The organism is Opitutaceae bacterium TAV5 (assembly GCA_000242935.3).
In the GTDB taxonomy this organism is placed as follows: domain Bacteria; phylum Verrucomicrobiota; class Verrucomicrobiia; order Opitutales; family Opitutaceae; genus Geminisphaera.
The window spans coordinates 6,598,682-6,622,606 of record CP007053.1 but is presented as its reverse complement, the minus strand read 5'-3'; the positions used below and the strand labels follow the sequence as shown (position 1 = coordinate 6,622,606).

The 23,925-nt window shown below is 63.5% G+C and carries 19 protein-coding genes; 5 read left to right on the top strand and 14 right to left on the bottom strand.

Annotated elements, in window-relative coordinates; translation table 11 throughout:
* Positions 1-12: 12 nt before the first annotated feature.
* The 6 genes from OPIT5_27905 to OPIT5_27880 all read right to left on the bottom strand — a co-directional run bounded on the left by OPIT5_27905 (position 13) and on the right by OPIT5_27880 (position 8,449).
* Entirely contained in the window at positions 13-729 is a 717-nt protein-coding gene (locus OPIT5_27905; protein ID AHF93454.1) for an N-terminal cleavage protein, read from the bottom strand.
* 96 nt (positions 730-825) lie between these two features.
* The gene (locus tag OPIT5_27900; protein ID AHF93453.1) at positions 826-2,418 is read right to left on the bottom strand and encodes a 9-O-acetylesterase; all 1,593 of its coding nucleotides are present in this window, start codon (positions 2,416-2,418) and stop codon (positions 826-828) included.
* A 175-nt stretch (positions 2,419-2,593) separates the two neighbouring features.
* Positions 2,594-3,352 (bottom strand): hypothetical protein, encoded by a 759-nt coding sequence (locus OPIT5_27895; protein ID AHF94834.1) that lies wholly within the window; start codon positions 3,350-3,352, stop codon positions 2,594-2,596.
* Between the two features lie 41 nt (positions 3,353-3,393).
* Positions 3,394-6,192 carry a beta-galactosidase gene (locus OPIT5_27890; GenBank protein AHF93452.1) on the bottom strand — a complete coding sequence of 933 codons (2,799 nt, stop codon included), beginning with the start codon at positions 6,190-6,192 and terminating at the stop codon, positions 3,394-3,396.
* Between the two features lie 95 nt (positions 6,193-6,287).
* Positions 6,288-7,337, bottom strand: a complete 1,050-nt coding sequence (locus tag OPIT5_27885; GenBank protein AHF93451.1) for an AraC family transcriptional regulator — start codon at positions 7,335-7,337, stop codon at positions 6,288-6,290.
* A gap of 89 nt (positions 7,338-7,426) precedes the next feature.
* Positions 7,427-8,449, bottom strand: a complete 1,023-nt coding sequence (locus OPIT5_27880) for an AraC family transcriptional regulator (GenBank protein ID AHF93450.1) — start codon at positions 8,447-8,449, stop codon at positions 7,427-7,429.
* A gap of 156 nt (positions 8,450-8,605) precedes the next feature.
* Between OPIT5_27880 and OPIT5_27875 the strand changes: the two genes are divergently transcribed.
* The 3 genes from OPIT5_27875 to OPIT5_27865 all read left to right on the top strand — a co-directional run bounded on the left by OPIT5_27875 (position 8,606) and on the right by OPIT5_27865 (position 12,145).
* Positions 8,606-9,436, top strand: coding sequence for a hypothetical protein (locus OPIT5_27875; GenBank protein ID AHF93449.1), 831 nt, complete (start codon positions 8,606-8,608; stop codon positions 9,434-9,436).
* Positions 9,437-9,514: 78 nt separating this feature from the next.
* A complete protein-coding gene (locus tag OPIT5_27870; protein ID AHF93448.1) occupies positions 9,515-10,255 on the top strand; it encodes a hypothetical protein in 741 nt (246 codons plus the stop codon).
* Between the two features lie 132 nt (positions 10,256-10,387).
* A complete protein-coding gene (locus OPIT5_27865) occupies positions 10,388-12,145 on the top strand; it encodes a hypothetical protein (GenBank protein AHF93447.1) in 1,758 nt (585 codons plus the stop codon).
* A gap of 153 nt (positions 12,146-12,298) precedes the next feature.
* Here the strand turns inward: OPIT5_27865 and OPIT5_27860 are convergent, their stop codons facing one another.
* On the bottom strand, positions 12,299-13,195 hold the full coding sequence (locus tag OPIT5_27860; protein ID AHF93446.1) for a lipase: 897 nt from the start codon (positions 13,193-13,195) through the stop codon (positions 12,299-12,301).
* A 99-nt stretch (positions 13,196-13,294) separates the two neighbouring features.
* Positions 13,295-14,518, bottom strand: coding sequence for a hypothetical protein (locus tag OPIT5_27855; GenBank protein AHF93445.1), 1,224 nt, complete (start codon positions 14,516-14,518; stop codon positions 13,295-13,297).
* Positions 14,519-15,159: 641 nt separating this feature from the next.
* On the opposite strand from OPIT5_27855, the gene OPIT5_27850 reads away from it, so the two are divergent.
* Positions 15,160-18,126, top strand: a complete 2,967-nt coding sequence (locus OPIT5_27850; protein ID AHF93444.1) for a hypothetical protein — start codon at positions 15,160-15,162, stop codon at positions 18,124-18,126.
* Between the two features lie 145 nt (positions 18,127-18,271).
* Here the strand turns inward: OPIT5_27850 and OPIT5_27845 are convergent, their stop codons facing one another.
* The 5 genes from OPIT5_27845 to OPIT5_27825 form a co-directional block, all read right to left on the bottom strand.
* Complete coding sequence (locus OPIT5_27845) at positions 18,272-19,021, bottom strand: mannosylfructose-phosphate phosphatase (protein ID AHF93443.1); 750 nt, start codon at positions 19,019-19,021, stop codon at positions 18,272-18,274.
* Positions 19,018-19,119, bottom strand: a complete 102-nt coding sequence (locus tag OPIT5_27840) for a hypothetical protein (protein ID AHF94833.1) — start codon at positions 19,117-19,119, stop codon at positions 19,018-19,020. Before OPIT5_27840 ends, OPIT5_27845 begins: the two co-directional genes overlap by 4 nt.
* A 48-nt stretch (positions 19,120-19,167) precedes the next feature.
* A complete protein-coding gene (locus OPIT5_27835) occupies positions 19,168-20,505 on the bottom strand; it encodes a mannosylfructose-phosphate synthase (GenBank protein ID AHF93442.1) in 1,338 nt (445 codons plus the stop codon).
* Between the two features lie 70 nt (positions 20,506-20,575).
* Entirely contained in the window at positions 20,576-20,920 is a 345-nt protein-coding gene (locus OPIT5_27830; protein AHF93441.1) for a protein-tyrosine phosphatase, read from the bottom strand.
* Positions 20,917-21,654, bottom strand: a complete 738-nt coding sequence (locus tag OPIT5_27825) for a membrane protein (GenBank protein AHF93440.1) — start codon at positions 21,652-21,654, stop codon at positions 20,917-20,919. Before OPIT5_27825 ends, OPIT5_27830 begins: the two co-directional genes overlap by 4 nt.
* Positions 21,655-21,683: 29 nt before the next feature.
* On the opposite strand from OPIT5_27825, the gene OPIT5_27820 reads away from it, so the two are divergent.
* Entirely contained in the window at positions 21,684-23,393 is a 1,710-nt protein-coding gene (locus OPIT5_27820; GenBank protein AHF93439.1) for an adenine deaminase, read from the top strand.
* Positions 23,394-23,720: 327 nt separating this feature from the next.
* Here the strand turns inward: OPIT5_27820 and OPIT5_27815 are convergent, their stop codons facing one another.
* Entirely contained in the window at positions 23,721-23,924 is a 204-nt protein-coding gene (locus OPIT5_27815; GenBank protein AHF94832.1) for a hypothetical protein, read from the bottom strand.
* Between the last annotated feature and the right edge of the window lies 1 nt (position 23,925).

Sequence of the window (23,925 nt, the reverse complement as noted above, 5' to 3'; positions counted from 1 at the left end):
TTGTTGGCGTGATTACTTCAGCGAGCCTCCCCAAAGCGGCGCTCCACTCTTGGCGTAATCGGAGGAGGTCAGGACGGCACGGGTAAAGTGGCGGATGTGACCGTCAACAAAGACGATGTTGATGCCGTCCTTGTGAGGGTAGTTGGACTTCGGGTCGGAGGAACTGTCTCGGAAACTGTTGTCGCGGATGTAAGGCAAGTAATCGAAATCGTCGGTCCCGCTTCCCGGGTTGCCGTCCATAAAAAAGGCCATTTGCGATGGGCTGGCGATGTCGTCGATGGTTTGGGCAGTTCCTGAGAGCGGCGTGTCCTTGCTGTCTTTTTGGTAAGTGGCACAGGCGTAGTTGCTGATGCTGTAAGTGCGGGTGTAGCCGCTTCTGGATTTGTTGAGGCGGTAGGCGGAATCGCAACGGAGGGGGGAGGGGGCGTTCGCGGGCCAATTGTTCTCGTCCAGCTTGGGCAGGGAGAGGTAGGCGATGATGCTTACATTTTGCCCGGAGACTTTCCATTTTTCGCGGTCGAACATTTTACCTTTGCGGTCGGTGATGGACATGCTTGCGGCTTGTTGGAGCGAGCGGAGGTTGCTCATGCATTGCGCGGAGCGGGCACTCTCGCGGACTTTGCCAACGGTGGGAATGATGATCGCGGCAAGGATGCCGATGATGGCGATCACGGTGAGCAGTTCGATGAGCGTGAAAGCGCGGTGGGGGGCAGAGATATGCGTGTTCATAGTGAGCGGGTTCGGTGTGGTGGTTTGTTTTTGGGAGATTCCGGAAAATCCGGATAATTTATTGACTAAAAAGGCTTCGTGAAATTCGCGTCTATGTCAGAATGTCGCTTCGCTCGGTACGCGTCCATTCGCGGTCAGATTTTCAGGAGTTTCCTGTCGCCAGTCGTCGCTGCGGAAGGGGCAGGCGGGGAGACCGTCGGGATTGAAGAGTCCGGCGGAGGGCGCGTTGCGCCAGGCATAGCGAACGGCCAGGGGAACGGGGACGCGGTCGGAGGTCACGACAACGGTCCGGCCGTCGATCCGGGCCTCGGCGGGATAAAATACCTTGTCGGCTCCGGCGAGTTCGAAGCCGGAAGGCGCCGGGGCGCGCGGGCTGTCCAGAGTGCTTTGCTGATCCATGTCGGCGGGTTGGAAGTGGACGCGCATCGCGGCGCCTTCACGCACGGCGGAGGCGAAGGCGGGGCCGTGGTCAACGAGGCCGGTTTGGCCGTAGGTGTGCCTGAGGGCGACGAGGGCGAGGCGGCGGGCGGCTTCGCGCTTGTTGCGGGGATGGATGTTGTTGGCGTTGCCGATGTCGATGGTGACGGCTTGGCCGGTATCGGGCAACGCAAGACACTGCGTCTGGGCCTCGCGGAGGAAGGCATAGTCGGTCCCTTGCGCGTCCTCGCTTTTGTAGCTGGAGAGCTGCACCCAGTAGAAAGGGAGGTCGCCTTGGGCGAACTGCTTGCGCCAGCCGGTGATGAGGGCCGTCTGGAATTCGCGGTATTCGAAGTGGCGCCGGACGTTTCCTTCGCCCTGATACCAGATGAAGCCGCGCAGGGCATAGGGGATGTGCGGGGCGATCATGCCGTTGAAGAGGCCGCAGGGTTGTTTGCGGTGACCGGCGCGTGGAGGTGAATCGGGGCGTCGAAGCGTGAAGGTTTTTCCGGCGGCCTTGGCGGCGTCGCGTTTGGCTTCCCATGTTTTCAGGTCGGCGTCGTAACGCTCCCTGGCGGCCGGGTAATCGGCGAGGGTTTGTTTCCAGCGGGCATGGATTTCGGCAAAGGCGGGGCCGTTGCCGGCGTCGGCGCTTTCGGCGTCCATCCATGCCTCGACGGGCGTGGCGCCCCAACTGCTGTTGATGATCCCGACGGGCACGCCGAGGGCGCGGTTGAGTTCGGCGGCGAAGTGGTAGCCGATGGCGGTGAAGCCGCCCACGGTTTCGGACGTGGTGCGTTCCCACGCGCCTTTGGCGGTGCGAAGCGGGACGGCGGAGACTTTTTTGGTGGTCTTGTAATGGCGGACGAGCGGATTGTCGGCAAAAGTGGTCTCGAATTTTCCGGTATCCGTGTTCCGGACGATCCATTCCATGTTGGACTGGCCGGAGGCGAGCCAGACCTCGCCGACCACGACGTCATTGAGCGTGATGCTGTTTTTGCCCTGAACGACGAGCTGGCGCGATTCGGAGGAAGCGGGCAGGGCGGGCAGGTGGACGAGCCACTTGCCGTCGGCGCCGGCGGTAGTGGTCGCGGAATGACCGGCGAACGTCACCGTGACTTTCTCCCCGGCATCGGCAGTGCCCCAGACGGCAACCGGCTGGGCGCGCTGGAGCACGGCGGAGTCGGTGAAGATGGGCGCGAGCGTGACATCCGCGCGGGCAGCGACCGCGAGAATGGCAAGGAGGGCGAGAAGGATGCGGGCGGGTTTCACCAGGGGGATGACGAATGGGAACTACTGGAAACAGATTTTTAACCACAGAGACACAAAGACACAGAGAAAACACCGAGTGCAGTCATGAGATACAAACGCTACTTTCCGTCATTTCCCCTCTGTGGTTTGGGCTCTGTGTCTTTGTGTCTCTGTGGTTAATGATTCGTAATTGAAATCAGCTCCGTCTGCGGCGGAACGCGGCGGCGCGGACGAGAACGGCAATGCCAGCCAAGGCGGCTACGGTGGCAGGTTCGGGGATGGCGGTGGTGGTGATCGTGAGGGTCGGGCCGGCGTAGGTGGTATTTTCTTTTGAAGCGAAGAATATTTCTCCGTTAGTGGTTTGACCGGTGCTTTCCGTGAGGACGAGTGTCACGATGCTGAGATCGGGATTGAGGCGGGCGGCTTCAAGGAAGGAAATCAGGGCGGAACTGCTGCCAAAGGTGAAGGTTGTGCCTGCGGATGATCCTGTTCCCCCCGCCACAGGAAGCGCAACAGTGCTGAGCAGATCGGTGGCGCTGGCGGAAGAGGAGCCAGAGCCCCAGGGAGCGGGAGCATTGTTGTAGTTAAGGGAGGTTTCCAGCCCGAGGGCCAAGGCTTCGGTATCGTTCGCAAAGGTGAGGCCATAGAGCTGGAGGGTGGAAGCCGTGCGAGCAGATGCGATGTCTTCGGAAAGCGTCAGGGTGAGCGTGACGTCGGTGATCGGGTCGGTGATGGAGGATACGTCGAATTGCAGATATGCGTAGCGCTTGTTACTGCTAGTGGTTGCCCGGACGGAAATATAGTTGGCGCTTCCGTAATTTGAGCTAACGGAATTTGTCCCACGCACGTGGGTGTCGGCAGAGGGGAGCAGTGGATCATGGACGACAGTCTGGGCGCTGGCGCCGAGGGGGACCGCGAGAAGCGCGGCGAGGGTTAACAGGATGGTGCGTTTCATGGTGTTTGTTGGATGACGGTTGGTGTGTAGTTTATTTTTGGTTACGGGAATGTGATTTCAAACCAGAGGGTTTTGCTGGCGGGTGTGGCTTCGAAGCGGCCCGGGGTGGAGGCGGGCGGGAGTTCCGGGCGGCGTGTTCCGTCGGGATTCAGCGGATACACACGGACGCCGGAGGCGGAGGCGAAGTCGAGCGTGACCGGAGCGGATTCGGCCTGGGCGGGGCCGGATCCCCATTTTTTGTCGAAGCCGGTGCGGTCGGCGTTCCAGCCCATGCCGCGGTTGGCGGCGCGCACCGCCGTGGTGAGCAGATAGCGGCCGGATGCGCCGAGGGGCTGACCGTCCACGGAGTTGAGCATGACGACGGAAAAACCGCCGAGCGATGTATCTCCGGGGGTGATACGGAGCCAGCCGAGATCGAGGGTCTGGCCGGAAACGAAGCCGACGAGGCCGGCGACGCCCTCGCCTGTGTAGCGGACGTGGGCGGTGGCGGGATCGGTGGCGGTCCAGGCGAGTTGCTGGCTGGCCGGCGGCGGCGGGAGCGTTTCCGGCTGTTCATCGGCGCGGCGAACGAGGCCGACACGATTGGCGAGCCAGGCGTCGGGCGGGAGTCCGCCGAAAACGGCGTCGGCCTCGATGAGGCGAGGGAAGGTGTCGTTGTTTTGCCGTTCGAGCTGGCGATCGAGGGGCACGTATCCGGATTTCGCGGGAGCGAGGGGGGCGAGGCGGCGGTTGCGGAAGAGGTCGGAGGCGGCGAGAGCGGCGACGGTGTGAACAGGGTTGGGAGCGGTGTCGAAGAAGCCGGTCATGGTGTCGCTTTCCCAGGCGTCGCTGTGGGAGTAGGCGAATTCGAAGAGGCCGTTCCAATCCTGCGCAGCGCCCCAGAGGGCGAGGAGGGGGAAGCCTTCGGCGTGGTGATCGCTGGAGGGCGGGTGGTTGTATTCGGTGACGGTGAAAGGGAGGCCGAAGACGCGGCGGGCGGCCATGCGTTCGATGGCGGATTCGCCGGGACGGGCGACCATGGCTTTTTGTTCGACGGTCCAGGGTTTGCTGCGGTTGAAACCGGGAAAGCGAGGCGCGCCCCAGTAGCGATGGGTGTCGATGAAGTCAGCGGTTTCGGCGGCGATCTGCGACGTGGTGTAACCGACGGCCGTGGTCGTGATGGGAGCGGCGACGCGGAGTTCATCACGAAGGAACGCGTGCATTTCACGCCAGTAGGCGATCTCGGTGTCGCGCAGGAAGTGCATGACATCGCGGACGACGGCATCGGTTCGCCCGGAGAGGTCGCGGCGCGGAATCCAGGTGACGGGGCGCTCGTCGGAGGCAAGTCCCTCGCCGCGCGGGAGCCCCGAACGGGTGTGGGAGCGGAGGCTGGCGGAGGCGATGTCGAGAACGAGGCCGGGGAGGCCGGCTTCGAGCGTCAGTTGCGCGGCGAGGGGAGCGGCATGCTCGGGGATGGCAAAAGTGACGGTGTGGGTCTTCCAGGTGGTGGCGAGATTGAGCGTGCGGGGCGGGGCGATATCCTTGTTTTGCTCGGGGGAACGGAGGCGCAGACGGATTTTTTCGGGTTTGTTGGCGCGAAGGCGAAGGGTGACGGTCCAGGGCGCACCGGAGGAAAGCGCGGGAAGCGTGAGGGAGTAACTGCAACGGACGTTCCAGGTTGCGTCGCCGGGGACGTTGTTGACGGCCAGGCGCAGGCCGGCGGATTCGGCGGCGTCGGCATCGCCGGTGTCGGGCGCGGGCAGGGGCGCAAGCGTGGCCCGGGCTTTCTTCGCGGTGAAAAGAGCCGGGCTGATCCCGGCGAGGAGGTCGGCGTCCGCGGCGGCGGCGTTTGCGTTACCGGCGGCGGAGGTGGGCCGGGAGGCAACGCTCACGGGCAGGGATGCCCGTGCCACGTCGGATGCGGGCGAGACGCCCGCGCCACTCGCCGGATCCCAGGCTGTCCGGAGAGCCGCGGTGTCCGTGTAACGGGCGCGCAGCCAGGTGTTCCAGCGCGCGGCGAGCTCGGCGAGGTAGGGGGCGGGCAGGCGATCGAGCAGGTTGTAGTTCCAGGCCCAGAGGATGCCGTTTTCGTTGTTGATCTCGACCTGGGCGACGGCGGGGTCTTCGGCCCAGGTCAGGCCGGTCCAGGCATTGCGACGGGTGAGGAGGAGGCGGGCGTAGGCTTTCTGCGCTTCGATGGCGGGCGTGTAAAACTGGTCGAAGCCTTTGCCTTTCTTCGGAAGGATTTCGCCAGGCGCGGGGGCCGGGAACGCGGGATCGTCGAAGGTGCTGAAGATCCGGGAGACCTTCAGGTTGAGGTTGGTGTAGATGCCGTGTTCCTTGAGTCGGGCGACGAGGTAGTCGAGGCGGTCGAGCGCTTCGGGGTCGAGCGTGCGGTGCGCGATGTTGTCCTCGCGGGGGTTGTTGGTGGCGCCGGGGGAATCGCGATGCCACAGGCCGCCGGGAAAGCGGCGCTGGTCGATGTGGTGGAAGCGGACGATGTTGACGCCGAGACTGGCGAGACGGGCGGCGATGCGGTCGGCGGTGGCGTGGTCGGGGAAAGCGCCGGAGAAGCAGAGGTTGACGCCCCAGAAACGGATGGGGGTCCCGGTATCGGCAAGGAGGAACTGGTCGCCGCGGACGATGACCCGACCGTCGGCTCCGGCGGGACGAGCGGGGATGGCGAGGGCGGCGGGCGCCGTGCCGGCGACGGTGCCGGTGGGAGGGATGTGAAAGGGGAAACCGTTGGCAAAAGGGAGATCATCCGCAGGCGTCGCGGCAGGCGCGGTGGTGACGGAGGCCGGGATCAGCGCGGCGGCAAGGAGGAGGTAAAAGCTGCTTCGGACGATCGGGGGGAACATGGTCCGACTCTATCGGGTGTTGGCGCGAATGTCATTAGCCAGGAGTTAGAAGGATTGATTGTGGTTGATATGATGGTTGCCCCCCGGTTCGGGGTTCAGGGTTGGGGAGACGGCGTTTTTGGGGGAACGAGGCGGAATTTGACCTTGCGGGCGAGGGCAGTGACCCGGGGGTCCTCGTTACTGGTATCTTCTTCTTCCGGGGTGGCTTCGGTGATGATGGCAGGTTGGTAGCGGAGGGCGGGTTCGAAGCCGGAGTTTTTGAGAATGCGGCGGCGCCAGGCCATGGGGGTGAGGCCGGTGTGTTTTTTGAAGGTGCGGCAAAAAAGGGCGTCGGAGGTGAATCCGGAGAGGGTGGCGATCTGGTTGACGAGAAGGACGCTGTCGCAGAGGTGACTCTTGGCGGCTTCGATGCGGATCCGGGTGAGGTAGTCGAACACGGTCTGTCCGGTGGTTTCGTTGAAGAGGCGGGCGAGGTGTTCGCGGCTGAGGCGGGCGCTCCAGGCGATGTCGGCCAGGGTCAGCGGTTTTTCGTAGTTTTCGAGAATGAACTCCTTGGCGCGGCGGATGTGGGTGTCGGTTGCGGCGGCGGCATCGGAGGGGGGAGAGCCGGAGGGAGCGGAGGCCGTTTCCTTGGTCGTAAAAGAATGGATACGGCGGAGCGTCTCGGCCAGAAGTTCCAGGGCGAGGCCGCCAACCATGAGGCGGTGCCCGGGACGGCGGTTTTCGATTTCGGTGCGAAGCTGGTTGATGAGTTCGTGGAAACGGGGCGTCATGCCGCGCGGCAAGTGACGGATGTCGCGGAGGGCGTCGGCGAGGGCGGGATCGATGTCCGCCGCGGAGGCGGGGGAGACAAGGAGGCGGAGCGTGTGGCTGAGGCTTTCGGCGTTCCGGACGGCGCGGTAAGTCTGCATGACGCGCAGGGGCACGAAAAGGATGTCGCCGGCGCGGATACGCAGCGCGGGGCGACCGACAATGGCCATTTCGAAATCGGCCTGAAGGAAGTAGAGAATCTTGGCGCAGCGATCGGGGATAATGTGGCGGTTGGGCACGACAAGACGTTCGCCGCGAGGGATGACGGTGAGGCGTTCTTCGGCGAGGAGCAGGGGAGGAGGAAGGCGGTCGATGGAGTGGAGGATGCGGCCCATGGCGGGATGAAGGGGGGAATGTAAGAAGGAAAAGATGAAAGAGGGAAAGGCGTAAAGAAGGGATAGACTTAAAGGTATCAGTGAATAAACTACAAAAGGATGCTCGGACGGAAGCGCACCTGGGAGAGCACTTCCTGCCGGTAGGCTTGCGGGGTCTGGCCGATCAGCCGTTTGAAAACCCGCCCAAACAGTGTCGGAGATGAAAAACCGGTGCGATGCGCAATCTCCGTGACCGGCAGGGCCGAGTCGGTCAGGAGTTGCTGCGCCGCCTCGATGCGCACTCGTGCGAGGTAATCGAAAACGGTCTGCCCGGTTTGCTGGCGAAAGGTGCGCGCCACGTGTTCGCGGCTGAGTTTTGCCTGCCAGGCGATTTCATCGAGGGTCAGGGGACTGGCGTGGTTTTCGACCAGGAATTGTTTGGTTCGCTGCACGAGGACATCAGCGCGGTTGGTGTGTTTTTCGCCCGCAGGCGTTTGGGGCGTCATCGTCCGGGACTTCCCGGCGGAGGCCATGGCGCGGGCGCACTCGACGACAAATTCGAGCCAGAGGGCGCTCATCCGCAAATGGTATCCGGGCGCGCCCGTTTCCACCTCCTGGCGAAAGATCGTGATGCGTTCGTGCACCGCAGGCGTGATGCCTCCGGGCAGGTGGCGAAATTCGCTCACAAAGTCGCGCACGAACTGCATCGCTTTGGTCGTGTCGGACAACGGCGTTGCGTTGCCAGCAGGGGGGGCGGAGGCGTCGGCGGCGTAGTTTGGGAATCGGAACAACACGCGCAAAACATGGATGCGGCTCCCACTGTCGCCTGTGTTTTTCGCTGTGCGCAGCGAAGTGTTTTCTGGAGGCGAATGCCGACGGTAAACGCGTGGCAAGTTGGCCGGGAACACGCAAATGTCGCCGGTTGCCACATGCAACGGAGCGCGCGTGATCCGCTCGGGAAATTCGGCTGGGCCAGGCAGCACGACGTCATGATTCGCGTCGAGAAACAAGAGCACCATCGGATCCCCCGGCACGGTGTAGAGCGACCTTCCCGAGCGCAGGTGAAACATGCGCTCATCCAGAAAACACAGCGGAGGCAGCAAATGTTCGGCGACGTGAATATACCGGCCCATGTTCCGATCCCTATTCGTTTTTCTCGGCAGGCACAGGAAAATATCAACCAGAGTCGAGGCATGCAACTTTTGGCTGATGACGCCGGGCACTCATTCCACTAGACTCATTCTCGCAATTCAGATGGCGACTCATTCGCCAGACCACATCACTCCTCCATGAAAACACCCAACACACATCGTTCGCCACGTCACACATTCCTTGCCACCAGCCTTGCCGCACTCCTGCCCCTTTTGGTTACGCATGCCGGTGCCACGATTGTCGCCACCGACAGCTTTTCCTACACTGCCAATTCCGCCCTCAACGGCGCATCCGGCGGCACCGGCTGGACTGCGGCATGGACAGCCAGCTCAGCCGCTTCGGTCGCCGACGGCTCCGCCCGGTTTGGCGTCGGCAGCACCGCACCCAACGGCAACGAAATCGCCTATCGCACATTCGATGCGCAAAGTGGAGACGAACTCTACGTCAGCTTCACGATCACGGCGACCGGACACGAGGGTAACGATTTCTTTGCCCTTTGGCTCGATCAGGCGTCGAGCACCGGTGGCGGCACAGATACCCACAGTGGTTCGCGTCTCAACGTCGGTATGTCAAGCGGTGCCCTTTTCGCCCGCCCGACTACCGGTGGCACTAACACCATCGCTGGCTCCAGTGTAATCGATGGGACAAGCTACCATATTGTTGTTCGCTATTCCAAAGGCGTGGGTTTGAGTGTTTTTAATACTGCCACCCTTTGGATAAATCCGACCTCATCGAGCGACACTCCCATTGGCGCCATCTCTTCAGCCAGCGGTCTTGCTTCAATCAGCGCGGTCGGCTTCCGTGGTGTCAGCAACGAAGCGACCGATCGGTATTTTGTGGATGACCTTGTGATCGGCACCACGTGGGCAGATGTCGCCCCGATTCCCGAGCCCCGCTCCGTTGCCCTGGGTGCGGGATTTGTGGCCCTCGCGGTGTTGATGCTCAATAGGACATTACGCCGTCGTTGAAAAACAACTACAAAAGATCGCTTGCTCTGACATTGCCTCAACCTTTCTTTCTCACACCATCTTCGTCTTCCCCTCCCCATGAACTCAAAAAACACACACATCCGTGTCTCCGGCTTCACTCTCATTGAACTGCTGACCGTCATTGTAATTATCGGCATCCTCGCCGCCATCATCATACCCACAGTCAGCAAAGTCCGCGAAACCGCGGCCGCTGCCAAGTGCACCAGCAACCTCAAACAACTCGCGACGGCCGCGCTCCTCTACGCCGAGGATCACAAACGGATGCCCTACGCCAAACGCTGGCATTACCTGTCCACGACGCCCGGCTCCATCCTGCCGTATCTTTCCATGCACTACACAGCTGCCAACTGGACCCCCGGCGGTCCTTCCGTCCTGCGATGCGATTCGTCCTTCAAGCTTCGTCCTCCACAAGACCCCACTGCGGCGGAAGGACGATTTGACCGCACCTACTCCATGAACCGGCACACCTCCAGCGGCACCGGCAACAGTGCCGATGGCGATGATGCACAAGGTTTCAAGGTCGCCGAACACACGCCGCCCGGCGCCACCTTTACCACCCCGTCACGCACCGCGTTCTTTATGGACGGAGCCATCAACACGACGACGAGCAGCAATTACTGGCTCGGCCTCAGCAATTCCGAGATCAAGGAAAGCTCCGCCGCACAGCCTCTCTATCCGCATGGCAATTCCATCAATGTCGCCTTTGTTGACGGCCACGTGCGGCGCATTCCCAAGACAGAAATGGTGAACGAGTACAGCGCCTCCAACCAAACATCGTTCTGGCGTTACAATTACTAACTGGCGTTACAGGCCCCGACAAGTATCGCAGGTTTCCAGCCTGCCCCATGAAGGAACGGGGCTTCGCCCTGCCAGCAGGTTTGGAAACCTGCGAACAAGCGCTGGCGCGTAACACTAATTGCTTAAAATCCAATGAACAACATTCTCCGACATCTCCTTGCACCTCTGGCACTGACCGCATCGACAGCGTCTGCCGCTCCCGCCGTCACGCTCGAACGCGCTGACGGTGCGCGACAGACCCACGCCACCATTCAGGCCGCGCTTGATGCCGCCGCCCCCGGAGACACCATCCGTCTCGCTTCCGGCGTGTATCATGAAAACATTACATTTAGAAAATCAGGGAGTATCGACGCTTCAATTACACTCGAAGGATCCGGTCCCGCCACCATCATTGATGGAGCAGACCCCGCATTTCAGCAAATCTCCCCTTCGAATCCACGGTGGACACCCTTCACTGACAATACCCTCAACCTGACCTGCCATCGCGCCGTGCTTCCCATCACCGGCATTACCCTGCCCGGTGTGAACACCTGGGTTTCCCTTACCGGCGTCCCCGGCAACCACGGCTGCGACCGTCTCATTGCCACCTATGCCAGCCTCCAGGGACTCAAAGCCGCTCCACGCGGCGAAGGTATTTTTCGCGACAACCAGCACATCTACCTGAAACTCGACGGTGACAAGGATCCCAACCGCACGCCCCTCAGTATCGGACGCGCCCCCGCTGTCATCGACCTCGCCAATCACAGTCATCTCCGCATCCGCGCGCTCGAACTCCGCAACGGCGCCGCCTATGGCATCCTTCTCAACACCGGCAAACCCGCTTCGCACATCGAAGTCCGGGACATTACCATCCGCAACTGCTGGCGCGGCATGGAATCCTTCAGCGCCGCCAAATCCAACGCCACCCTCACCCACGTCCTCATTGCCCGCGTGCGCATCCTCAACGGCATTCCCGACAACTGGGAATGGCATGGCGGATACACGGACGAAATCGGTACCTACACCCGAGCCCATTTCGAAGGCCCCTGGCAAGGCGTCGGCCTCCGGCTCGAGAATCTTGAGGACAGCGAAATCCGCGAATGCCTCATCCTCGGCCAATGGGACGGCATGGGCATCCGCAAAAACCGAGTCCGCATCCACCATAACACCCTGGCCCACATTCTCGACGACGGCATCGAACTCGAATCCCCCTGGTCCGCCAACATCGAGTTTTACAACAACCACATCCGCGGAGCCTGGACCGGCATCAGCGTCACCACCGACACCCCCGGCCCCATTTACATTTACCGCAACGTCGTCGAAACCACGCGCCTTCAGACCGGGATGAACCCGGCAACCAGGAACAACGGCTTCAGCATCAAGAGCGGTCACGACTGGGCCGGCAAGGCCGAGAATATCAAATTCTATAACAACACGTTTTACGCCAACTCCTACAACCTCTGGGAAAAAACCACCGATCCCCATCCCGACCGCTGGCACGGTTACGACTTCGTCAACAACATCTTTTTCTCGCATTCGCCCAAGGCCAATATCGTCTTTCGCGGAGCCTCGCGCACCGATGACGGCGGCGACAACCATTGGGAGGCCAACCTTTACAACATCGACACTCACGCCGCCGAAAAAGACGCCCTCACCGACACGCAACTCGAACGCCACTTTGTGCATCCGGGCACCGGTGCGGCCAACATCAATACTCCGGACGAAAAACGCGACTTGCGCCTGCACCCTGGCGCTCCCGGCAAAAATACCGGCAGCGATTATCCCATCCGCCAAGGCTGGCCCGACAGCGTCAAGAATTTCCCCGGTGGCCGCAACCGCGGCGCGTGGGAAGACGGCATGGCCACCGACGCCATTGGCGCCCCGTCTGACTTCCTTGAGATGCCGCGCTGACGAATCACAGCGGAGGAAAATGAGCGGAAAACAACATGAGCACTGAAAGCGCGTTCCATCAGCAACGCATGGGGCGCGCTTTCTCTCCGGGTGACGTTGTAGTCAGATCGTGGAGACCCGGAACTGACGGCGTTCTTACGTCGCTGAAAGGTGTCAGCGACTGCGCGGAGTCGGCTTCCCGAGGTGTTTTTCGAGAAAAGCGAGAACCACGGGGCGCAGGTCCATCTGCGCGGGCTGGAGGTCGAAGGTATGAGGCGCCCCGGCAATTTCCACATACCAGTAGTCGAGTCCCTTTTCTTCGAGAATGCGGGCGAGCAGGCGGGAACGTTCGACCGGGATGATGGTGTCCGCCGTGCCGTGGGCGATGAGCATGGGCGGGGTGTTTTTATCGAAATACGTGACGGGCGAGGCGGCCTCCTCGTTGGCGGCGGTTTCCTCCGGCGTGGCTCCGGCGAAGGGCGAGACGCGACGGCCGCGAATGTCGGCGTCGCCGTAAAGGTTGATGATGCAGGAAACGTGCGCCGGCTGGTCGGCGTAGTCGCCGCGGCTGGCGAGGGCTGCGGCGGCCGGGTGTCCGCTGCGGGCCATCGCACCGACGAGCATGGCGAGGTGCGCGCCGGCCGAGCCGCCCATCGCGGCGATGCGGGCGGGGTCGATGTTGAAGCGGGCGGCTTTGGCGCGGAGGAAACGAAGGGCGCTCTTGCAGTCGATGAGGTTTTGCGGCCAGGCGAGGCGGGTGAGCTTCAACTGGCCGGTGGCAGGATCGTGCTCGCCGACGTTGAGGAGGTAATTGATCGAAAAGACGGCGTAGCCGCAGGCCGCGAGGCTTTGCGCGATGTTGCGTTCGCGGCCATCGGCCTTGTCGCAGATGCGCCAGCCGCCGCCGTGGATGAGAAGCACCGCCGGATGGGGGCCGGGGAAGGTCGCGGCGGGAGGGAGGTACGCGTCGAGTTTCTCGGCGCGGTCGGGCGGGAGGTACGCGATGTCCGGAAGGAGGGTGACGGCGGAAGAGGAGAGCGGGCCGGAAACGGCTGTGACGGATGCAGGCATGGCGGAAGGCAGCGGGAAAGAGGGAACATCGAATGCTGAATGCTGAACATTCAACCCCGAATCGTCCGGATCAAGGAAGGTGGCGTGACGCGGGTGTTGTTATGGTTTGCCCACGGGAACGAGCACCGGCTCGGGCGGGTGGCGGGTGCCGACGCCGAGCGTTTCGGCAAATTCCAGCGTGCGTACGTCGTCGGGCACGGGCTTGAAGCCGTGCGCCTCGCGGGCGCGGTTGATTTTTTGCAGCATGAGGCTGTCCATCGCCACCGGATCGGCGCTCAGCCAGAGGCGCGGTTCGGAGACCGTGTAGAGCGAGTTGAACGACGGGCCGCCGATATATTGCCAGCGACCGAGGCTGGCGAGGGTGAAGGCCCAGGTGATGCGCAGTTCGGGGATCGCGGCCATCTCGGCGACGGCGGCGGGCGCCGTCGAGGACGACCGGAAAAAACGCGTGGTGTTGGAGGCATTCCAGATCGTGGCGTTGGCGAGCGCGCCGTTGACGCCGACGATGTTGTGGTCGCTGTAAACGGGCAGGTTGATCCAGAAATCGGTGTCGAGAAAGAGCGGTGTGGCGAGGAAGCTCTTGCGGTCGTCGTCGAAGGCGGAGTCGCGTTTGCCCGGCCCGAAAATATCCTCGCCGGGAAAGGGATTGTACGAGGCGTAGTTGCGGCCGGAGAGGATGGGATCGAAACGGTACGGGATGGGGCTGTCGTAAAACCATACCGGGTCGTAAAACCGCTTCGATTCGAGGACGTAAACCGGGTGCCCCTCGAACGGGGCGGTGTCGGTGGCCGAAAGCGGCAGGTAGCCGGTGGTGCGCAGGCGGATCGGGTTGAGCCCGACCAGAAAGATGTCGCCGGAGGCGAAGCCGCGGCGTTCCAGGGCGCGGATGACGGCGCGGGTCAGGGGCAACGGCGTGGAGAGGCCGGGGCCGGATTCGGTGTAGATCTTGAGGCCAGCCTTGCGTTTCTCGCCGGGGACGAGCTTGCGGCCGGTGGCCTGTTCGAAGGTGGAAACGAGCGCTTCCACGGCGGCGTCCCATTCCGCCTGGGTGGCGGAAGCGGGGGCGTTGTTGGTGTCGTCGGCCGGGAGCGGCGTTTCCCAGATGGTGGGTAACGGCGGCGGCAGGACGACCGGCGCCTCGGCTACCGCCGGAGTCGCAGCCGGGGTGGCCGCAGCCGTGGCAGGGGTGGCCGCGGTGATGACGGGAGGGAAGAACGCGAGCGCGGCGCTGGCCACGACTGCCGGCAGGATCACACCCGGATGACGGGCGGAAGCGTGAGGCGGGATGCCGGGCGAGGCCGAAGAGCCGGAGCGTTCTTTCATTTGGTGGATGGGAGATTCTGAAAATTCGTTTTTGAACAGAAGGAAACAAAGAGAACGAAGATGAAACGAAGAAGATTTTGGGTTCTTCGACGTTTTCAGTGGCAACCCCCTTTCCCCCTTTTCTCTCTCTGGATTGCGGATTTTTACACAAAGCTCGCAAAGGGCGCGAAGATGGAGCGGGAAAAGGTTTTCCGGTTTTTTGGTTCTTCGCGCTCTTTGTGTCCTTCGTGTAAAAAAGGTTTGAAAGCTCCGCTGCTCTGCGCCGCCGCGTAATCTTTTCTGTCTCGTCAGGGGGGGCACGAGTGCGGGAAGCGGAATGCTCGCCCCTGAAAACATCGAAGAACCAGGTTTTGAGTTAAAAATCATTTATTATAAACACCTTGAGAAGAAAAGACTGATGAGCGCCCTTGGTTGTTCTTCGTTCTCTTTGTTGTCTTCTGTTCAATTTCTGGAGGTTCCCGGATGAGTCTTGCCGTCCCGCAGACGCGGGCGAAGTCGAAATTTTTGTCCGAAGCGGGGCCATTCGCAAGCGGCGACGGTTTCATCGCACGTTTCCGGACGCTTCCGGGCGCACTTCTCCTTGCCGGGCCCACCCGGACCGGACAGAAACCGGGCGGTTTCGACAACTCAGCCCTCGCGCCATGTTTACTCCGAAAAACCACGATCTTTCCCTCCCCGACTGGGGGCCGTATTCCAAGCGTTATGCCGGCGCGTCCCATATCGCCGACCGGCGGCTCGGGCTGCGGTTTGACCTGAGCGTGTTTCCCGCTCTCTACCGGCGGCGGATCGACGTGCCCAACGTGACCTGGGAATCGGGCTGGCATCCGTGGGAATGCGGGCCGGCATTCGAGTATTTCAGCACGCGTCACGAACTGGTCTGGAAAGACAAGGTGTATGCCGACATCGCCTGGTTTCCGCTGGCCGGCGAGGCCGGCGGCAGCGAGGGGCTGCGGGTGCGGTGCGAGTTCGTCAATGCGACAGCGCGCGGCGTGCCGGTCGCGCTGCATGCGATGGCGTCGATGAATTTTCCGACGGCCTCCAATTATTCCGCCGAAGCCCTGCGCCGGATCGAGGTGACGGCGGCCGGTGGCGGCGGTGGCGGCGGGAGCAACGGCGGCGGACTCCTCGTAAAACATCCGCTGGATTACGACACGCTCGATTTTGCGGCGTCCGCGCCCGGCGACCGGCTCGTGGCCGACGGGTTGTTGCGCGGCGAAGTGCGCGGCCACGGTTTTCTCGACGGCAGCGGACTCGGCGGACGCTTCGGCCGCGATGCCGGCGACACGGTCCGTTACACGTTTGCGCTGACGGAGCCGATGGACGAGGCGCGGCTCGTCGTTCGCGGGCGAGGGCAGGGGAGTTTTCGCGTCACCGGGTTCGCCGGGCCGGATGCGCAGGAGAGAGCGGGGACGCTGGCATTCGCTGATGACGACTTCCGGAACATCGAAATGACGCTCGGAAAACTCGCTCCCGGGGAGCACGCGCTGCGATTCGAAGCCATGGAAGGTGGCGGGGCGGCGGAGATCGCGTTTCTGGCGCTGGCGCCGGCCGCATCGGGACCGGTTGTCGTGGCCGAAAAGGAATGGTCGCCGCGGCCGGAGATTTTGCGGAGCGGCGGCATTCCTGCCGCTGCCTTTCCGGACAACGTATCCGGATTTCCGGACGCCTTGCGCACCACGAAACAGCCCCGTGGCGTTCACGGCAGCGGCAGGAATGCCGCCGTTCCGGACGATCCCGGCGCCCGGCTGATCCTGAAATATCCCGATGCGCCCGCCCATTACGGCATCGCGTGGGACACGGAGGATTTCGAGGTGCGGCAGATCCTCAGCAGCGAGCTCGACAGTTTTGTCCGTTACAAGGCGCACGATCACGTCAACGAAACCCTGCGCGGCGATGGCGAGGGGCATTTCACCAATGTGTTCATCCGCCCCGTCACGCTCGCTCCGAAATCCCGCACGGTGATCTGGGGGCTCGTGTGCCAGGGATCGCCGGAGACCCTCGCGGAAACGTTCGCATTATTTTTCGAGGGCGATGCCGCCGCGCGCGCGGCGCGGCATGAGTCGGCGCATCGTGCGGCGCGGAGGCGGGCGTTTGCGTTTGCGGCCAATCCGGCGGGGCGGGCGTTTGCTTTCAGCCAGAACCGGATGGCCGCCACCACGTTGAGCAACGCCGTGTTTCCGGTTTATACGCAGCGCCAGCAGGTGCGGCACCGTCCGCCGGGCCGCTGGTGGAACAGTCTCTACACCTGGGACTCGGGCTTTATCGGGCTCGGGTTGCTCGAGATCGACGTCGCGCAGGCGGAGGACAACCTCGCACAATACCTGACCGCGCCCGGCAATCCGCACGCGGCGTTCATCCAGCACGGGAGCATGGTGCCGATGCAAATCCACCTGGCGCACGAAGTGTGGAACCGGCTCGGCGCGGGCGGAGCCGCGGGCAAGGCGTCGCTGAAAAAACACTACGCGTCGCTGCGCCAGTATTACCGCTTTCTGGCGGGCCACGCGGAGGGATCGACATTGGGGAACCTGCGTTCGGGTCTGTTGCGGAGCTGGGACTATTTTTACAACTCGGGCGGCTGGGACGATTACCCGCCGCAGAAACACGTTCACGAGGCGAAGCTGGCGGATCGCGTGACGCCGGTCATTACCACGGCGCTGGCGATCCGCTGCGCGAAGACGCTGGCGCTGGCCGCCCGCGAACTCGGCGGCGCCGGCCGCGGTGGCGACGACGACGCGGCGCTGGCGGCGGACGTCGCCGGTTACGAGGCCGACATCGCGGCGCTGGGCGAGGCGCTGGAGCGACATGCCTGGGATGCGGAGGCGGGTTATTATTCGTATGTCGTCCATGATGCCGACGGGAATCCCGCCGGGCCGCTCCGGCATCCGGCGAGCGGGGCAAACTACAACCGGGGACTCGACGGGCTGTTTCCGCTCGTGGCGGGCACGGCCGGAGCGGTCGGCGATGCGGGGCGGCGCGGGTGGTTGCTGGAGCGGTTGTTCGACCCGGCGCGGGTGTGGACGGAGATCGGGCTGTCGGCGGTGGATCGCTCCGCGCCGTATTACCGGCGCGACGGCTACTGGTCGGGCACGGTGTGGTTTCCGCACCAGTGGTTTTTCTGGAAAACGATGCTCGATCTCGCCCGCCCCGACCTGGCGCTGGCCATTGCGCAGCGCGCGCTCGAAACGTGGCGCGCGGAGGTGGACGAGTCGTATCACTGTTTCGAGCACTTCCTGATCGAGACCGGACGCGGCTGCGGCTGGCACCAGTTTTCCGGACTTTCGACGCCGGTGATGATTTTTTACGCGGCCTGTTATTGTCCGGGGCGATTGAGCGTCGGTTTCGACGCCTGGGTGAGGGCGTCGCGGTTTTCGGCGCGGGCCACGCGTTTCGAGGGCGAGATTCTGTTCCCCGGAGAGGGGGGACGGATGGCACGTTCGGTGCTCGTGTGCATGAAGGCCGGGCCGCGCTACCGCGTGACGTGGAACGGCCGCGAACTGGCATCGCCGGCGGTGTCGGAGCCGGTGCCCGGCTTGCTGGCGGTGACGCTGGCGGCGGAAGCGTGCGCGGCGACGCCGGGGCGGCTGGAGGTGTGCGCCGCGCAGGAGTGAGCCGGAGCGGGCGGGACGCCTGCCGACGTGGCACGTGCATCCTTGCCCGTGAGCGTTGCCTCTCCGCTTGGCGCGGGCGTCCCGCCCGCGTCACATGGGCTGGAAGCCCATGCCACTTCACGGGCAGGATGCCCGTACCACATTTTTACAGTTCGAGGCCGTGCGCCCGCAGTCCGTCGAGGACGCCGGCAGCGGCGGGATACGGCGAGCGATGGATGCGCGCGGCGTGCTCTGCGGTCGCTTCGGCCAGTTCGGGAAGCGCGTTGCCGACGATGATGCCGCGGACGCCGGGAACCTGGAACATCGAACTGTCGTTGCCGGTGTCGCCGGCAACCACGATGGAGTCCGTATCCATATTAATATGACGGGCCAGCCAGGCGAGCGCGCCGCCCTTGGTCGCGCGCGCGGGAAGGATGTCGAGATCGCGGCGGCTGGAATAGACCAGCCCGGTTTCGAGCCCGGCGGCGGCGAGCGCGTCGCGCAGGGCGGCGAGTTGCGCGGGCGGGGCATCGCGGAGATACCAGCTCGACTTGAACTCGTGCTGGAACTTGTCGGGCTGGCGTTCGATGCCCGGAGTGGCGGCAATGATGGCGTCGGCCCGAGGGCGATCCCAGCCGTCGCGCAAATGCTCGGCGAAGGCGCCCAGCGGTGTGCCGGTGCGCGCATCGGCGATCTGCGTGCCGACGCCGCCGATGTAATAATCGGGGGCCGGAAGATAGCCGGCCGCGACGAGCTCCCGCATGTCATCGACGAGCCGGCCGCTGTTGAAAACGAGCAGCGGCTTTTCCGGCGATGAAGGCAACGCCGCCCAGGCTGCGGCGAAGCGCTGCGTGGAGACGGCGTCGCCGAGCAGGGTGCCGTCGAGATCGGTGCTGAAGAGGCGGATGGGCATCAGGAGGGAAAAGCTGAAATGCTGAAAAGCTGAAAGCTGAAATGCCGGAAAAACCGGATGATGGCTCTCTGGTGATGTTTTGTTGATTCCTGTTTCTGCATTTCAGTTTTCAGCGTTTCAGCTTTTCGGGCACGTGCGCAGCGCGTGCCTCAGTCTCCATCGTTCCAGGGTTCGTCCCATTCGGTGTCGTCGAGCGCGCTTTGCGAGGGGCGGCCTTCGACCAGGCTGACGAGTTGCTGGGCGATGCCGGTCCAGGTGAAGAGGCTGCGGGCCTTGTGCGCGCCCATGCGCGAGAGGCGGCGGCGGAGTTTCGGATGACGGAACGGTTTTGTCATCATGATGCCAAGATCTTCCTTGTCGAAAGTGTCGGCGAAAAGCGCGTGGCGCCCGAACGTCACGGCGCGGAAAAGGCCGCCGTGGATCGTGATCACGGTGGGGGTGCCGCAGGCCATCGCCTCGATGGCGGTCATGCCGAAGGGTTCGTACCGGCTGCTGAGGACGAACAGGTCGGCGGCGCGGTAGTAGTCGGGCAGGTCGTCGTTGGCGATGAAGTCGCCGAAGCGCACGCGCCTGCCGAGGCCGAGCTCCTTCACGCGGGCCTTGAGGCTGGCGAGGATGCGTTTTTCGGAGGCATCCATTTTCTCGCCCCCGGCGGCGAGGTAGAGAGTCGCATCGGGCACGCGCGTGGCGAGGACAGAGAAGGCGTCGATGAGCAGGTCGTAGCCCTTGTTGGTGGCCATGCGGCCGAGCGCGAGGACGGTGGGTCTGGTGAAGCCGATGCGTTTGCGGATCATCTGGCGCGTGGCCTCGCTGACGGGGAAAAACCGGTTGTCGTCGTAGCCGGGCGGGATCATGTGCGCGTGCTGCGGCACGACGCCGTAGTCGTCGATGAGCATGTCGAGTTGCGGCGGGGTGGTGGCGACGACGAGGTCGCAGTTGCAGTAGAGGATCGTCTCCTCGCGGATACGCTCGGTGAAGTTGAATTCCTTTTCGAACGATTCGGCGCGTTCCGGATAATCGGTTTCCATTTGCTGCTTTTTCCAGATGCCGAGCGAGTGGGGCGTGTGGATGTGCGGCACATGGAGGGCCTCGGCGAGGCGCTGGCCGGCGATGCCGGCATCCCAGTAGTGGGAGTTGATGAACTGGTATTTCAGCTCGTGGCGCTTGATGAAGCGCAGGGCGTTTTCGCCCCACTCCATGAGCTCGCGGTGCAGATATTCCTTCGGGATGAATTCATTGCCGCCGCAGCGGGCGCGGACGACGCGGACGCGAGAGTTGACGATATCGATTTCGGGCTGCTTTTCGAAGCGCCGGGTCCAGATATCGACCTCGTAACCGAGCTGGGCGAGCTTCTTGGCGAGCTCGATCACAAACACGACCTGCCCGCCGGTATCGGCGGCGCCGAGCGGGGGCTCGGCGGCCACGTATCCATGGGTGGAGACCATGGCGATGCGCGGGCGTTTTTTGTCAATTAACAACGTAGCCATGCCCTTACCATCGGGCCATTCGCCGGGATGAACAAGGAGAGACGGGATTTTTATTCGGCAGACGAAGGACTCAACTGACTGGAAATTCGAGATACGCGGCAAGGGTTTCGCGCAACAGCTCGAGGAGGCCGGCGTCCATCGCCGTGTAGTCGTCGGGGATATCGAGCACGATGACGGGATGCTCCTTCCTGGCGAGTGCGCCGGCAAAACGCTCGCGGAGAATCTGCGCGTGTTTGCGCTCCATGCAGAAAATGCGGTCGGCCCACTTGATGTGGCAGGCGGTGATGCGGATGCGCGCGGACGACGCGGTGCCGGCGGAGCGGGCGTCGTAGTGGGGGTGGTTGCGAAAGAGGGCTTCGGCGGCAGGGCTGCGCCACCGGTTGCGGCTGCAAACGAAGAGGAGACGGGTTTTCAACGTGGCTTCGACGGCGGCGGCAGGACGATCGGTTCGGGCGGGCCGAGGTGGCGGGGCTGGCGGTTGAGGACGTAGAGGTCGGCGACGGCGAGGGCGCGGGCGAAAATCTCGCGGATCTCGGTGCGCAGGGAATAGCGGGCGGCGACATCGGCGGCGGCGTAGCCTTGGGCGTCGATGTCGTTGCGGCGGGCGATGAGCAGGGCGCGGTCGAGGTGGTAGCGCTGGCTCACGATGATGAAGTGGTCGAGGCCGAAGATTTTTTTCGCGCGCACGACGGAGTCGAGCGTGCGCAGGCCGGCGTAGTCGCGGGTGATGGCGGAGTCGGGCACGTTGCGCGCGAGGAGCGCGTCGCGCATGGCGAGGGGCTCGTTGTAGTACGGAGACGGATTGGCGCCGCTGACGAGGATGTGGCGGACTTTTCCCTCATGGAAAAGCTGCGCGGCGGCGTCGATGCGGTGGATGAAATGGGGATTGGGGGCGCCGCCGGAAAGTTGCGGGCTCGTGCCGAGGACCAGCGCCACATCGGCGGGGGTGACGCCGGCGAGCGTGGCGGCACGCCGCTGGCGGCTGGTGACGATGATAAAGAGATTGGCGAAAGCCACATACAGGACGAGCAGCAGCGCGAGGATGAGGAGGAGGGTGAACATGCGGCGGGAGGCCGGCTTGCGCGGGGCGGAGGCAGGTTTGCCGGACGAAGGTTTGCGGGAAGAAGTGGCGGCGGCGGATTTGGCCATCGGAAGGAGGAAAACTGCTTCGAACCGGATTGCCAGCCTCGCGTTGGCGAAAAAGGCTGGCAGGCATGGGCATGAACAGAGCATCGCGCTGGCAACGCCTTTCGGGGCAGATTGTCGACCTCCACCGCCGGGAGATCTTTCCCGGCACCGTCGAGTGGGCGGACGGGCGGATCACGGCGATCCGGCGCGATTCGCGGGTGCGCGAGGCGGGGTTGATCATGCCGGGGTTCGTCGATGCGCACATCCATATCGAAAGCTCGCTGCTGCCGCCCTCGGAGTTTGCGCGGCTGGCGGTGATCCACGGCACGGTGGCCACGGTTTCGGACCCGCACGAGATCGCCAACGTGCTCGGCGAGCGCGGGGTGGACTTCATGCTGGAGGATGCGCGCCGGTCGCCGCTCAAATTTGCCTTCGGCGCGCCGTCGTGCGTGCCGGCGACGCCGTTCGAGACGGCCGGGGCGAAGCTCGACGCCGCGGCGGTGGAGCGGTTGCTGGCGCGCAAGGGCATCCGGTTTCTCGCCGAGGTCATGAATTTCCCCGGCGTGCTCGCGGGCGATCCGGAGTTGCTGGCGATGATCGCCGCGGCCAGGCGCGAAGGGAAACCGGTGGACGGCCACGCGCCCGGGCTGCGGGGCGCGCAGGCGAAGGCGTACGCGAAGGCCGGCATCTCGACCGATCACGAATGTTTCACGCTGGAGGAGGCCCGGGGGAAAATCGCCGCGGGCATGCGCATCCTCATCCGCGAGGGCTCGGCGGCGCGCAATTTCGAGGCGCTCGCGCCGCTCCTGCTCAACGAGCCGGAGCGCTGCATGTTTTGTTGCGACGACCTGCATCCGGACCTGCTGGTGAAACGGCACATCGACGAGCACATCCGGCGCGCGCTGGCGGCGGGGGCGGACCGGTTCGACGCGCTGCGCTGCGCCAGTGTGTATCCGGCCGTTCATTACGGGCTGGACACGGGCCTGTTGCGTGAGGGCGATCCGGCGGATTTTGTGCTGGTGGACGGCTGGCGGCGGTTCCGGGTGCGGCGCACGTACATCGACGGGGAACTGGTGGCGGCGGGCGGGCGGACGAAGCTGCTGCGGCAGCCTGCGGGGACGGTGAACCGCTTTCGGGCGCGGCCGCGCGTGGCGGCCGATTTTGCGCTGCCGGTGAAGGACGGCGCGCAGGTGAGAACCATCGAGGCGATCAACGGACAACTGGTGACGGGCGAGGCGGTGCTGCCGGCACAGATCAAGGCGGGGCGTGCGGTGGCGGATGTGGGCCGGGATCTGCTCAAGATCGCGGTCGTCAACCGTTATGCGGCGCGCGCGCCGGTGGCGGTCGGTTTTGTGCGCGGATTCGGGCTGAAGGCCGGCGCGATCGCCTCCTCGGTGGCGCACGATTCGCACAACATCGTGGCGGTGGGCGCGGATGACGCGTCGCTGGCGGCGGCGGTCAATCTGGTGATCGAAAACCGCGGCGGTCTGTCGCTGGCGGTGGCGGGCGGCGAAGAGGGCAGGGGGCTGCGCCGCGTGCTGCCGCTGCCGATCGCCGGGCTGATGTCGGATGCCGACGGGCGGACGGTGGCGCGACGCTACACGGAGATCGACCGCGCGGCGAAGCAGCTCGGTTCGCGGCTGGATGCGCCGTTCATGACGCTGTCGTTCATGGCCCTGCCGGTGATCCCCGACCTGAAGTTGACCGACCGCGGGCTGTTCTCGGCGGCGAAGTGGGGTTTTGTGGAGGTTTCGGTTTAAGGGAGGATCTGGAAATTCATTTTTGAACAGAAGGAAACAAAGGTAACGAAGGTAAAACAAAGAAGATTCTGAATAATAAATTATTGATTTTAATAAACTTAAAAATGAAGGGTAAGCATCCTTGGTTATTCTTCGTTCTCTTCGTTGCCTTCTGTTCAATTTTTAGATTCCCTATTAAAAATTAACACATTCGAATTTGTTGATATGTTTCTTGACAGCGCGACCTGATATGGCTCTGGTGCGGGCTGTTATTTGAAACGAATCACCACGCGTGCAGCGGACGGGGAATGCCGTGAGAACCGGCAGCAGTCGCGCTGCGGTATCGGGTTACGAGCCCTCATCGTTGACGCGGTCGCCTCCGGGCGGCCGGCGCTGGCGAACAAAGCACAGCGGCACGACGCATTCCGTCGCGTTGCCAAGGCGAGGGGCGAGGCTGCGGGGAGGTCGCGCGAAGGCGGCACGCTGCGAAAACCCGGAGTCCGAATACCCGGCTGCGCGCAGAAAACAAAATCCGTTCACGGAACACCTCATC

Excerpts from the sequence above, each read along its gene's own strand:
- OPIT5_27905 (AHF93454.1), bottom strand. The coding sequence starts at position 729 with ATGAACACGCATATCTCTGCCCCCCACCGCGCTTTCACGCTCATCGAA.
- OPIT5_27895 (AHF94834.1), bottom strand. The coding sequence starts at position 3,352 with ATGAAACGCACCATCCTGTTAACCCTCGCCGCGCTTCTCGCGGTCCCC.
- OPIT5_27890 (AHF93452.1), bottom strand. The coding sequence starts at position 6,192 with ATGTTCCCCCCGATCGTCCGAAGCAGCTTTTACCTCCTCCTTGCCGCC.
- OPIT5_27885 (AHF93451.1), bottom strand. The coding sequence starts at position 7,337 with ATGGGCCGCATCCTCCACTCCATCGACCGCCTTCCTCCTCCCCTGCTC.
- OPIT5_27880 (AHF93450.1), bottom strand. The coding sequence starts at position 8,449 with ATGGGCCGGTATATTCACGTCGCCGAACATTTGCTGCCTCCGCTGTGT.
- OPIT5_27875 (AHF93449.1), top strand. The coding sequence starts at position 8,606 with ATGAAAACACCCAACACACATCGTTCGCCACGTCACACATTCCTTGCC.
- OPIT5_27870 (AHF93448.1), top strand. The coding sequence starts at position 9,515 with ATGAACTCAAAAAACACACACATCCGTGTCTCCGGCTTCACTCTCATT.
- OPIT5_27865 (AHF93447.1), top strand. The coding sequence starts at position 10,388 with ATGAACAACATTCTCCGACATCTCCTTGCACCTCTGGCACTGACCGCA.
- OPIT5_27860 (AHF93446.1), bottom strand. The coding sequence starts at position 13,195 with ATGCCTGCATCCGTCACAGCCGTTTCCGGCCCGCTCTCCTCTTCCGCC.
- OPIT5_27855 (AHF93445.1), bottom strand. The coding sequence starts at position 14,518 with ATGAAAGAACGCTCCGGCTCTTCGGCCTCGCCCGGCATCCCGCCTCAC.
- OPIT5_27850 (AHF93444.1), top strand. The coding sequence starts at position 15,160 with ATGTTTACTCCGAAAAACCACGATCTTTCCCTCCCCGACTGGGGGCCG.
- OPIT5_27840 (AHF94833.1), bottom strand. The coding sequence starts at position 19,119 with ATGCAGAAACAGGAATCAACAAAACATCACCAGAGAGCCATCATCCGG.
- OPIT5_27835 (AHF93442.1), bottom strand. The coding sequence starts at position 20,505 with ATGGCTACGTTGTTAATTGACAAAAAACGCCCGCGCATCGCCATGGTC.
- OPIT5_27825 (AHF93440.1), bottom strand. The coding sequence starts at position 21,654 with ATGGCCAAATCCGCCGCCGCCACTTCTTCCCGCAAACCTTCGTCCGGC.
- OPIT5_27815 (AHF94832.1), bottom strand. The coding sequence starts at position 23,924 with ATGAGGTGTTCCGTGAACGGATTTTGTTTTCTGCGCGCAGCCGGGTAT.